This is a genomic window from Roseovarius sp. MBR-6 (genome assembly GCF_040547525.1).
In the GTDB taxonomy this organism is placed as follows: Bacteria; Pseudomonadota; Alphaproteobacteria; order Rhodobacterales; family Rhodobacteraceae; genus Roseovarius.
This window is the reverse complement of record NZ_JBEPPW010000038.1, coordinates 1-10,769: the sequence shown is the minus strand read 5'-3', so window position 1 is coordinate 10,769 and position 10,769 is coordinate 1. Positions and strand designations below refer to the sequence as shown.

General features: G+C 56.6%; 10 protein-coding genes, 1 tRNA gene and 2 pseudogenes. 10 read left to right on the top strand and 3 right to left on the bottom strand.

Going from position 1 to position 10,769, the window contains the following annotated elements; genetic code table 11:
• Positions 1 to 44 precede the first annotated feature (44 nt).
• Positions 45 to 121, top strand: a tRNA-Met gene (locus ABIE57_RS19800).
• 135 nt (positions 122 to 256) lie between these two features.
• Here the strand turns inward: ABIE57_RS19800 and ABIE57_RS19795 are convergent.
• A complete protein-coding gene (locus ABIE57_RS19795; RefSeq protein WP_354540760.1) occupies positions 257 to 1,144 on the bottom strand; it encodes a LysR family transcriptional regulator in 888 nt (295 codons plus the stop codon).
• Between the two features lie 117 nt (positions 1,145 to 1,261).
• Between ABIE57_RS19795 and ABIE57_RS19790 the strand changes: the two genes are divergently transcribed.
• The 6 genes from ABIE57_RS19790 (at position 1,262) to ABIE57_RS19765 (ending at position 5,768) form a co-directional block, all read left to right on the top strand.
• Positions 1,262 to 2,068, top strand: a complete 807-nt coding sequence (locus ABIE57_RS19790; protein WP_354540759.1) for a phytanoyl-CoA dioxygenase family protein — start codon at positions 1,262 to 1,264, stop codon at positions 2,066 to 2,068.
• 58 nt (positions 2,069 to 2,126) lie between these two features.
• Positions 2,127 to 2,795, top strand: coding sequence for an amino acid ABC transporter permease (locus ABIE57_RS19785; protein ID WP_354540758.1), 669 nt, complete (start codon positions 2,127 to 2,129; stop codon positions 2,793 to 2,795).
• Positions 2,796 to 2,798: 3 nt separating this feature from the next.
• On the top strand, positions 2,799 to 3,455 hold the full coding sequence (locus tag ABIE57_RS19780; protein WP_354540757.1) for an amino acid ABC transporter permease: 657 nt from the start codon (positions 2,799 to 2,801) through the stop codon (positions 3,453 to 3,455).
• A complete protein-coding gene (locus ABIE57_RS19775) occupies positions 3,442 to 4,164 on the top strand; it encodes an amino acid ABC transporter ATP-binding protein (RefSeq protein ID WP_354540761.1) in 723 nt (240 codons plus the stop codon). The genes ABIE57_RS19780 and ABIE57_RS19775 overlap by 14 nt, the downstream gene beginning before the upstream one ends.
• A gap of 35 nt (positions 4,165 to 4,199) precedes the next feature.
• Complete coding sequence (locus tag ABIE57_RS19770; protein WP_354540756.1) at positions 4,200 to 5,021, top strand: transporter substrate-binding domain-containing protein; 822 nt, start codon at positions 4,200 to 4,202, stop codon at positions 5,019 to 5,021.
• A gap of 75 nt (positions 5,022 to 5,096) precedes the next feature.
• Positions 5,097 to 5,768, top strand: coding sequence for a 2-hydroxychromene-2-carboxylate isomerase (locus ABIE57_RS19765; protein ID WP_354540755.1), 672 nt, complete (start codon positions 5,097 to 5,099; stop codon positions 5,766 to 5,768).
• Between the two features lie 60 nt (positions 5,769 to 5,828).
• On the opposite strand, the pseudogene ABIE57_RS19760 reads toward ABIE57_RS19765, so the two are convergent.
• Positions 5,829 to 6,041 (bottom strand): annotated as a pseudogene (locus tag ABIE57_RS19760) (IS256 family transposase); the annotation flags it as partial.
• 680 nt (positions 6,042 to 6,721) lie between these two features.
• On the opposite strand from ABIE57_RS19760, the gene istA reads away from it, so the two are divergent.
• The 3 genes from istA (at position 6,722) to ABIE57_RS19745 (ending at position 10,329) form a co-directional block, all read left to right on the top strand.
• Positions 6,722 to 8,260, top strand: a complete 1,539-nt coding sequence (istA, locus tag ABIE57_RS19755; protein WP_354540753.1) for an IS21 family transposase — start codon at positions 6,722 to 6,724, stop codon at positions 8,258 to 8,260.
• Between the two features lie 14 nt (positions 8,261 to 8,274).
• Entirely contained in the window at positions 8,275 to 9,039 is a 765-nt protein-coding gene (gene istB, locus ABIE57_RS19750) for an IS21-like element helper ATPase IstB (protein WP_354540752.1), read from the top strand.
• A gap of 202 nt (positions 9,040 to 9,241) precedes the next feature.
• A protein-coding gene (locus ABIE57_RS19745) for an IS3 family transposase (protein WP_354540751.1) occupies positions 9,242 to 10,329 on the top strand; the annotation gives its coding sequence in 2 pieces (ribosomal slippage) (positions 9,242 to 9,503 and positions 9,503 to 10,329; 1,089 coding nt in all).
• Between the two features lie 42 nt (positions 10,330 to 10,371).
• Here the strand turns inward: ABIE57_RS19745 and ABIE57_RS19740 are convergent.
• Positions 10,372 to 10,692: pseudogene (locus ABIE57_RS19740) on the bottom strand (helix-turn-helix domain-containing protein); the annotation flags it as partial.
• Positions 10,693 to 10,769: the final 77 nt, after the last annotated feature.

Sequence of the window (10,769 nt, the reverse complement as noted above, 5' to 3'; positions counted from 1 at the left end):
GGATAAAACGTATCTCTCAAAAACGATACAACAAACCACAACACCGCGGGATGGAGCAGCCAGGTAGCTCGTCAGGCTCATAACCTGAAGGTCGTCAGTTCAAATCTGACTCCCGCAACCAAAATCCCTAACCTTTCCAAACAGTTAGAACCCGATAAAAACACTTGTGTACGGCCCGTGCAAAAACGAGTCAACGCCAAGTCAACGTTTTGCAAGTCCCCCTGAAAACTCAGGTGGCTTTTTGCGTTCTGGCCTCTCACGGGGTGCTCGGCCACTGAGCCCGAATAGATGCTATCAGGCTGGAGATGGGCGGGGACTCGTCTTCGGCTCTATGAACCGCGTAGAAATCGATCGGCGGCGGTGAGGGCTGAATGTCGAGCCGTCTTAGTGCTCCGCTTTCGAGTTCCTCTTTGAAATAGCCGACTGGGAGGAATGCCACGCCAAACCCTGATCTCGCCAATCGGGCGCTGATCAACATGGAATTACAAGAGCTTTGGCGGCTTGGACGGACATTGTTCGCTCGAAACCAGGCCGCCTGCGCTTCGGCAACATAAGATCCCGCGCCGAGGTTCAACACAGCATACTCCTGCAAGATATCGGGAGAAAACTGACCCTCTGCAATCGGCAGATCAGGTGACGCAAGAAACGCGAACTCCATCGAGCCGACTGGAACTGTGACGAGGCCCGGATCTGCCGGAGGCTCCATGCCGACAACCCCGAGCTGTAAGTTAGTGGCGTTCAAGCGGTTCATGACCGTGCCTGTCAGGCCAATCTCAAGGTCGACTTGGACATTCGGATAAATCGTCTGGAAAGCGGCCATTACTTCTGGCAGGCAGGTAAGAGCGATCAGCTCCGCCACTCCGATCCGGATCCGCCCGCTCAAGTGGGCCGGATCGCCGACGACAGCCCGCGCCTCGTCGACCAGTCTGCCAATCGACTCGGCGTAAGCCAATAGCTCCCGCCCCTTCGTCGTGATTGTTACGCCTCGTGTGGATCGGCCAAACAAGCGCGCATCCAGGGATTTTTCAAGTTCCACAATCCGCATCGAGACGGTCGACTGAGTCGTGTTCAGCTGCTCCGCAGCCAAGGTGAACGATCCGAGTCTGGCAACACAGACAAACGTGTTCAGTTGTTCGAGCTTCATCAGAAAATCCTATATCTGACATTCATATTTATCGTTTTACCGCGTTGCAATATCTGCATAACCTTTCATGAAACTGCCACACGACGCCAGTGGCACCAGAGCATAGGGGGAAATGGCATGAACGAATTCGGCGCTGAGGCACTTGGTGAAGAGGCTGTGAAAGCCTTTGAGCGCGACGGCATCGTTTGCGTTCGTAACGCTTTTACGCATGATGAGGTCGAATTCCTGCGTGAAATGGCGGCGCGAGATATGGCAAACCCCAGCAGGATGAGCCGCGACGCTACCCGTGATGGGTCGGGCCGTTTTTTCAGTGACACGTTCGTCTGCAAGCATCTCGATGAAATGATGCGGATCGTAAACGAGTCGCGTGCTGCCGATATGGCGCGTCAAATTATGGGATCGAAGAAAATCAACCTTATCTTTGACCAATTTTTAATCAAGGAGCCCGGGACCACCACGCCCACTGTCTGGCATCACGATGCCACATACTGGCCCGTGGCGGGCGATCAGATCTGCACGTTGTGGGTCGCGCTTGACCCCGTCACGAAAGAGACGGGCGCAGTTGAATATGTGAAGGGGTCGCATCGATGGGGCCAGAGGTTCAAGGCGGAATCATTCGTCGACAAGGATCTGTACAAGGAGGACCTGCCCCCGGTGCCGGACATTGCGTCGATGCGTGACCAATTGGAATTCGAGCAGTATGAAATGCAGCCGGGTGATTGTACGCTTCATCACGGGCTGACGGTTCATGGTGCAGAGGGAAATTCGCGGACAGACGTTCAGCGCCGTGCATACGTCATGCGTTGGGCTGGCGACGATGTGACGTACAACCCTCGCCCGAATTTGCAGGAGATGTTGTACGATCCTGAGATTCCGATCGGGGCGCCCCTTGATTCCGAGCTTTTTCCAGTTGTTCGCAAGTAAGAATCTGTAACGCCATTGGCGGCGAAGTCACGCAAAACGAACGAAGGCCGCAACCTGAATGGATTACAGCTTCAACTTCAGGCCGGTATTCAACAACTTCGATATGTTGTTAGAAGGTGCCTTGCTTACGCTCGAGCTGTCGGCCATCACCATGATGCTTGGCTTGATGGTCGGCACGCTCGGTGCGGCGATCAAAATATGGGGGCCGCGTCCGGCACGGCTGCTTGTCGGCGCTTATGTGAATTTTATCCGGAATACGCCGCTCTTGGTGCAGCTTTTCATCGTCTATTTCGGCCTCCCGTCAATCGGCATACGATTGGCGGCACCAGATGCAGCAGTTCTCGGATTGACGATATATCTGGGCGCGTACGCAACCGAGATTATCCGTGCCGGCATCCAAGCCATACCGAAAAGCCAGATAGAAGCGGGCTTATGCCTTGGGTTGAGTTATCTCCAAGTTTTTCGCTACGTGATAATTGTCCCGGCTCTGCAAGTGGTCTATCCCGCCCTGGTAAGTCAATTCATTCTATTGATGCTCGGAACGAGCTTGGTGTCATTCATATCTGCCAAGGAGCTTTTCCATACGGCCCTATTTCTAGATTCGCGCACGTTCCTTCCGTTCGAGATCTACTTGGTCGTTTCCCTGATGTACTTGGCTATGTCACTCGGGTTTCGAGCACTGTTCGCCGTGATCGGTCACTTCATTTTTACCCCTACGCGAGGTTGACAGATGCTTCGTGAACTCGGCGTTGATGACTTCATACTGCTGCTCACTGGCGCACAGTGGACAATTTTATTGTCTTTGGTCGCCTTTGTAGGTGGCGGTTTGATCGGTCTGTTTACCGCGATTGCAAGATCCCTGGGTCCATTGCCACTGCGATGGCTGGCTGCGGGTTACATACAGGTGGTTCAAGGCACGCCACTTTTGGGGCAGTTGTTTCTTTTCTATTACGGGTTCAGCATATTCGGGTTCGATGTGTCAGCATTTATCGCCGTTTCGACGGCAATGATCCTCTTTTCGGGGGCTTTTCTTGGAGACATCTGGCGAGGCTGTATCGAGTCGGTGCCAGAGACGCAATGGGAGGCGTCAGAGGCGCTGGGGCTAAGTTTCACCGAGCAGTTGAGATACGTCATCCTGCCCCAGGCGGTTCAGGTGGCGATTCCTCCGACTGTCGGCTTCATGGCGCAAATCGTGAAGAACACATCGCTCGCGGCTCTCGTTGGATTTGTTGATCTCTTGCGCATGGGGCAACTGGTGACGGCCGCAACCTTCGAGCCGTTTGCAGTCTACATGATTGTTGCCCTGATGTACTTCTCCCTCTGCTACCCGCTCTCGGTATGGAGCTACCATTTGGAAAGGAAGCTCAATGTCGCTGATCCAAATTAACAACGCCGTAAAGAAATTTGGCTCCCTCGAGGTGCTCAAGGGCGTATCGCTTGAAATCGACGAGGGTGAAATCGTCGTGATCATCGGACGTAGTGGCTCTGGAAAAAGCACCCTATTGCGGTGCATCAACGGCCTCGAAAAGGTGCAGTCCGGTGACATCTGGGTGAACGGAATAAACGTAAACAGTCCAAAGACGGACCTGCGCCGTCTTCGCCAACAAATCGGCATTGTTTTCCAGAGCTACAATTTGTTTCCGCACCTTACGGTTGGGCAAAATATTATGTTGGCGCCGCGGGTCGTGCAGAAAGCCTCGAACGCAGAAAACCTTAAACTAGCCAAAGATGCCTTGGCACGCGTTCAGATGGAGGAAAAAATCGACGCTTATCCGCGGCAGCTATCAGGTGGACAACAGCAACGCGTGGCAATCGCACGTTCACTGGCGATGAAGCCGAAAATGATGCTGTTCGATGAAATCACCTCAGCACTTGACCCTGAGTTGATAGGGGAGGTGCTCAAGGTCCTCGAGAACTTAGCCCATGAGGGCATGACCATGGCTCTGGTGACCCATGAAATGGGCTTCGCCCGTCGGGTCGCAAACAGGGTCATCTTCATGCACGAAGGAAAGATTTGGGAGACCGGTCAGCCGGATAAGCTGTTCGATTCCCCGAAAACCAGCGAACTTGCCAGCTTTATCAACTCTGTCCTGTGATGCTTCTGGCAAGATCGCATAACGAAGAACCAACAATGGAGGTTAAGGAAATGTCAAACATATCTAAGAAATGGATCGCCGCGTTCGCGGTGGCAGGTGCCCTCTTGCTGACGCCATTCAGCGCACAGGCACAACAGCAGTCTACACTGAAGACGATAATTGACCGCGGCAAAGTGGTGATCGGAGTGCCGGTGGATTCACCGCCTTTCGGGTCCATAGACAGCAAAGGTGAACCGATTGGCTTCGACATAGATCTGGCCAACCTGCTTGCTGAACAACTCGGGGTTGAACCGGAATTGGTGCCGATGACGGCCATCAATCGCATCCCGAACCTTCTGACAGGAAAGGTTGACGTTCAGGTCAACCTCTTCGGGGCAACCCCAGAGCGGGCTCGGCAAATTGCATTCACGTCTCCTTATAGCGGACTCATCATCGGCGTGTACGGCTCGCCGGACATTCCTGTAACGGCACCTGACGACGTTGGTGATTACAAGATCGCCGTGGTTCGCGGGACAACCATGGACACGACGCTGTCGCCCATGGTCCCCGAGGGCAATATCGTGCGCTACGAGGACACGCCCACAACACAAGCTGCCACTCTGACCGGCCAAGCAGACATGTGGGCCGCAGTTAACACGGACATCATCGCGTCAAACAAGCAAAACCCAGATCGTCCGCTTGAGCTGAAGTTCATAATGCGCAGGGCACCAGCCTCGATCGGTTTGCGGCAGGGTGATCCGGACTGGCTGCGGTGGCTCGATACGTTCGTGTATTACAACAGGGTCAACGGCAATCTGCAGGAACTTCATCAGAAATGGCTGAACGAGGATATCCAAGAGGATCTGCCGACCTTCTGAATCGACAAGCCGGGCTGCCAATGCGGCCCGGCCCCGTCCGCGCGGGGAGCATATGGTCAAGAAAGGACCTATTTAATGACGGACCAAATCGAGTATTTCTACTCCATTCGTTCTTCGTTCACCTATCTCGGTGCCGCACGGCTTAACAGTCTAGCCGCAGAGGCCGGATTGGATGTCTTACATCGACCTATGGATCTCGCTGCACTAATTGAGAAATTTGAGAGCATAGAGGCTGCCGGAACAACAGATCGGCCTTATGCCGGAGCGCGCGTGCTTGAGGCGGATCCGATACGTGAGCGCTATACGCAATTGGAATACCGACGATGGGGTGCCTATCTGGGCATAGAGATTAACGTCGACCCGTCACATCACTACGGTCCGCGAGAATTACCGTCCGGTGTGGTCATTGCTGCGCAACGTCGTGGTCTTGATGCAGGTCGATTGAGCCACGCCATCCTGGAGGCGCTCTGGCGAGACGATCGCGATATCGCCAGTCGCGACGTCATTGAGTCTTTGATACATAAGCTGGATCTCGGAATCGATCCGACGCAGCTCTGCGAAGAGGCAATGAGCCCTGCTGTTTTGCGGCAAATTGCAGAGAACACGGAGGCAGCGGCTGCAAAGGGCGTCTTCGGGTCCCCGACATACATCTGGAAGGACGAGCTCTTCTTCGGTCAGGATCGCCTTGGTTTTCTGCGTCGCGCAATCTCTAATGATCATGTCCTCGGCTTGGAGTATGACCTTTAACCTTTAGGACTAGACCGCACGGACGATTGGGCAGGCAGTCTTGAAATTGACATGCACGTACTGGATGCTGCGCTCCGGCCCGTAACCGCGTCGGACAACCAGCTGACGACCGTCCGGCAGCACCTCTTCGGAATATTGCGCGACGAAGGCGTCGGCTTCAGCCCGGAGCGCGGCCGCCAGCATCCGGCAGGCCCCGTCCCGGGCAATATCGGTCGGCGGATCATCCACAGATCCCGGCTGACGCAGAGCGATGAAGTCAGTATCTTTCTTCATGGCGTATCGTTCCTTCTGGAAGTTCTGGCAGGCTTGATCACCCGCCACGATACGCCGCCTTCTCAAACCCCGTCACCCATTGCCCGGCATAGCTCTGTGGCGTTCGTGATTTTGTACAACTTGCTCCCCTCGCCCTATCGCGCAGCATCCTCCGAAGCGGTCAGCTCCGGCGCAGCAAGGGACCACTGCCAAGGTCAACGTTCGTTTTATGTGGACCCGGAAAAAGTGGCCTGTGAGTCGGGCCGATATCAATGTGCAAGGCCACGATTAATCCTCTTCCCAAGGTGCACAATTGTGCCCATTTCGGCACGCGAGAGGTGTCCCGCCCCATGCCATCCCTTGAAGGCAGCAAATCTCTGCCGCTCTTTGAAACCGTGAACTCATAAACCAGGCCGGGCGTGACGCTGCGGTCGAGGCGTCTGCCGCTTCCTGCATTGCGTTTGCCCGGCCCGCTCATCACCTGCACGCCCGCACCTGATCGCGCAGGACAGCATAATCGCCCAACATGCTGCGCGTTTCGCGTGATGGTGGGCACTGATTTCAGCTGATCGTGGGCATGGATTTCACGGGAAGTCGGGCATCTGTTTCGCGGGATCGCGGGCATTGATTTCACGCGATCATGGGCAGGACTGGCCAACGAACCGAAGCTACTCCGCCTCCTGAAGAACAGGAGGATCGGAATGCCGACAGGACGTTTGACCATGCACCGTATTCGGGACGTATTGAGATTGAGATTTGCCCAAGGGCTCAGTGAGCGAGCGATTGCTGCGTCTCTGGGGCTTGGGAAAGGAAGTGTTGGAACCTATCTGCGCCGCGCGCGCGATGCTGGTTTGACGTGGCCATTGCCGGAGGGTCTGGATGACGACAGTCTTGAGCTGTTGTTGTTTCCAAATGCGTCGGATGTATCTGACCCGGACCGTCCGGTTCCGGATTGGGCGGCGGTCGACAAAGAGCTGCGCCGACGCAGCGTGACCCGCATGTTGCTGTGGCAGGAATATCGTGCGCAGCACCCTCAGGGCTTTGGTTACACTTGGTTTTGCACCCATTTTGAAGCATGGAAGGGGCGCGTCCGGCCGAGCATGCGGCAAACACATGTCGGCGGTGAGAAGGTATTCATCGATTTTGCGGGCGACACGATCGACATTGTCGATCCGGCCACGGGTGAGGTCAGCGAGGCCAAGCTGTTTGTCGCGGCGATGGGGGCCTCAAGTTATACCTATGCTGTGGCCGTCGCCAGCGAAGGCCTCGAGGACTGGATTGCGGCTCATGTCGGAATGTTCGCCTATCTGGGCGGCGTGCCGCAGGTTGTCGTGCCCGACAATCTCAAGTCAGCGGTGATCAAGGCAGACCGGTATGATCCCGGCTTGAACCGAACCTATGCCGAGATGGCGGAACATTATGGCACGGCGATCCTGCCGGCGCGCGTGCGCAAACCCAAGGATAAAGCCAAAGTCGAGGTGGCCGTTCAGGTGGCCCAACGCTGGATCCTCGCGCGGCTGCGCAATCACAGGTTCTTCTCGCTGGCAGAGTTGAATGCCGCCATCCGACCGTTGCTCGACGCATTGAATATGCGTGTCATGCGCGACTATGGGGCAAGCCGGGCGGATTTGTTTGCGACGCTCGATCGCCCAAACTTGCAGCCATTGCCTGCAGAACCCTATGTCTTTGCGCGCTGGAAACGAGCCCGTGTTGCGCCGGATTATCACATCGAGGTGGATCGCTGCTGGTATTCCGTGCCGTTCAGCCTGATCCGGCAGGTGGTTGACGCGCGCATCACCCACAGGACCGTGGAAGTCTTCCATCGCGGCAAGCGCGTCGCCAGCCACCTGCGGGATCCAGGGCGCCGCAGCCATATCACGGTGCCAGAACATATGCCCTCGGCCCACCGCCGCTATGCGGAATGGTCGCCTGGGCGGATCCTCAGCAGTGCTGCAAAGCTGGGACCATCGGTGGCTGCGTTTTGTGACATCGTGATGCAGGACAGGCCGCATCCCGAGCAGGGCTTCCGGACTTGCCTGGGCATACTATCGCTGGCCAGAAGCTTTGAACCGCAGCGGCTTGATGCTGCGTGTCGGCGCGGGATCAGCATCAAGGCCCGGTCGGTCTCATCCATCCGTTCCATCCTGAAGACCGGGCTTGATCAGGCCTTCATGGAACCCGAACCCGAAGAACTGCCGCTGCAACACCCCAACATCCGCGGCCAGAAATATTACCACTGAAAAGGAGACAACCCTTGCTGACACATCCCACTTGCGACCGCCTCGAGGCGATCGGGCTGACTGGTATGGCACAGGCCCTGCACGAGCAACACCGCGCCGGTGCCATGTTTGAAAGCCTCAGCTTCGAGGAAAGGCTGGGCCTGCTTGTTGATCGCGAAGCCGCAGACCGTGACGCCAAGAGACTGGCAAACCGGTTGCGCTTTGCCGCCCTGCGTCACGCAGCCTGCGTTGAAGATATCGATATGCGCAGCCCGCGCGGCATCGATGCAGGCGTCATGGCACATCTGATCGATGGGGGCTGGATCAACCGCCATGAAAATCTGCTGATCACGGGACCAACAGGCTTGGGGAAAAGCTGGATTGCCTGCGCCCTCGGGAACAAGGCCTGCCGGGATGATCGGCGCGTCGTCTATCACCGCGTGCCCCGCCTGTTCCAAATGCTGGCCATCGCAAGGGGCGACGGACGACATGCACGTGTCCTCAAGGCGATCGAACGCACGGAATTGCTAATCCTAGACGATTGGGGGCTATCAATTCTGACACAGACCGAGCGTCGCGACTTGCTGGAAATCCTCGATGACCGCCAAGGTCGCGGCTCGACCATTGTGACCAGCCAGCTGCCTGTCGATCAATGGTTCGAGGTGATCGGAGATCCCACCCTCGCAGATGCCATCCTTGACCGATTGGTTCACAATGCGCACCGTCTCACGCTCACCGGCGATAGCATGCGCAGAAAGATCGACACGATGAAAAACCTTGACGTCGGCGTCCGACCCTGACCCAATGACACACGTTGGCCAGCCTGCCCGAGGGCGCGAAATGGCTGCCCGAGATGCCGTGAAATGCGTGCCCGAGATCACGCGAAATCACTGCCCAACTTCCGCGAAATGCGCAACATGCCGGTCAGGAGGGTAATCCCCCCCGAAATTAAGGGGCTGCAATAGTAGAATTTTCTCGGCAAGATGAACGAGGAGATTTCGAATGAAGACAAGCAGATACACTGAGGCGCAGATCATTGCGATTTTGCGCCAAGCCGAAGGCGGTGTGCCGGTGGCGCAGCTGTGCCGCGAGCATGGCATGAGCGACGCGTCATTTTACAAATGGCGGGCCAAGTATGGCGGGATGGATGCGTCCATGGTCAGCCAGATGAAGGCGCTGGAAGACGAGAACCGGCGCCTGAAGCGGATGTATGCGGACCTGAGCATGCAGAACGATCTGATAAAGGAAGCCCTCGGAAAAAAGTAGATCGGCCATCTCAACGCCGCGAGATGGCCGAAACGGCGGTGGAACGACGAGGTGTCAGCATCGCGCTGGCCTGTCGGGCCTTCGATGTCAGCGAGACCTGTTATCGCTACAGCCCGAAGCTGAAGGACGAGAACGAATTGATCGCCGATCTGCTGACAGGGCTGACGGATGCGCGCAAGACTTGGGGCTTTGGCCTGTGTTTCCTGCACTTGCGCAACGTGAAAGGGCATCCGTGGAACCACAAGCGCGTCTACCGGATCTACTGCGAGCTGGAGCTGAACCTGCGGATCAGGCCCCGAAAGCGGCTGAAACGGGAGAAGCCTGACGTTCTGGCCGTGCCCGACGCACCGAATGTGACCTGGTCCATGGATTTCATGGCCGACCGATTGGGTGATGGCCGTGCGTTCCGGCTTCTGAACGTGCTGGATGACTTCAACCGCGAGGGATTGGGGATCGAGGTTGATTTCTCGCTACCCGCCGAACGGGTGATCCGCAGCCTTGACAGGATCATCGAATGGCGCGGCAAACCCGGGACGATAAGGGTCGACAACGGCCCGGAATACATCAGCGAGACGCTGAGAAAATGGGCTGAGAAACATGGGGTTGCCATCCAGCACATCCAACCCGGCCAGCCGCAACAGAACGCCTACGTCGAGCGCTACAACCGCACCGTCAGGCACGAATGGCTGGATCAATACATCATCGAAAGCATAGAGGAGGCCCAGGATCAGGCCACGCAATGGCTATGGACTTACAACAACGACCGCCCCAACATGGGCATCGGCGGCATAACCCCCGCCATGAAACTGAAAATGGCCGCGTAAGTTCTACGGATGCACCCCGTTAAAAAGGGGGAGATTACCCAGTCGTTCGCCCTTCCATTCACGCACGAAGGCCGCAACTCGCTCATAGGACCCGTCAAATCCAAGCTGCACAAGATCGGCATGCATCTGCTTGGCCGTTCGCCGTTCCTTGCGTGATTTGCGTTGCTCGGACACCAGCCAGCTCGATAGCTTCTCAGCATACGGATCCAGCTTGCTCGGGCGATCCGGCGCCTGAAACGCCGGCTCAACAATCCCTTCCCGCAAATACTTCTTGATCGTGTTACGCGAAACGCCCGTCCGCCGTGCAATCTCGCGAATGGGCATCTTGTCTCGCAACGCCCACTTCTGCGTATTCCGGAACATCCGCCCACCCATTCCGACAACATGCGCCCACCTGTTCCGGGCTATCCGCCCACCTGTGACGCGTTGCCGTGAGGCAG

Bases quoted from the DNA above. Each gene is read 5' to 3' on its own strand.
- ABIE57_RS19795 (WP_354540760.1), bottom strand. From the start codon at position 1,144: ATGAAGCTCGAACAACTGAACACGTTTGTCTGTGTTGCCAGACTCGGA.
- ABIE57_RS19790 (WP_354540759.1), top strand. From the start codon at position 1,262: ATGAACGAATTCGGCGCTGAGGCACTTGGTGAAGAGGCTGTGAAAGCC.
- ABIE57_RS19785 (WP_354540758.1), top strand. From the start codon at position 2,127: ATGGATTACAGCTTCAACTTCAGGCCGGTATTCAACAACTTCGATATG.
- ABIE57_RS19780 (WP_354540757.1), top strand. From the start codon at position 2,799: ATGCTTCGTGAACTCGGCGTTGATGACTTCATACTGCTGCTCACTGGC.
- ABIE57_RS19770 (WP_354540756.1), top strand. From the start codon at position 4,200: ATGGAGGTTAAGGAAATGTCAAACATATCTAAGAAATGGATCGCCGCG.
- ABIE57_RS19765 (WP_354540755.1), top strand. From the start codon at position 5,097: ATGACGGACCAAATCGAGTATTTCTACTCCATTCGTTCTTCGTTCACC.
- istA (WP_354540753.1), top strand. From the start codon at position 6,722: ATGCCGACAGGACGTTTGACCATGCACCGTATTCGGGACGTATTGAGA.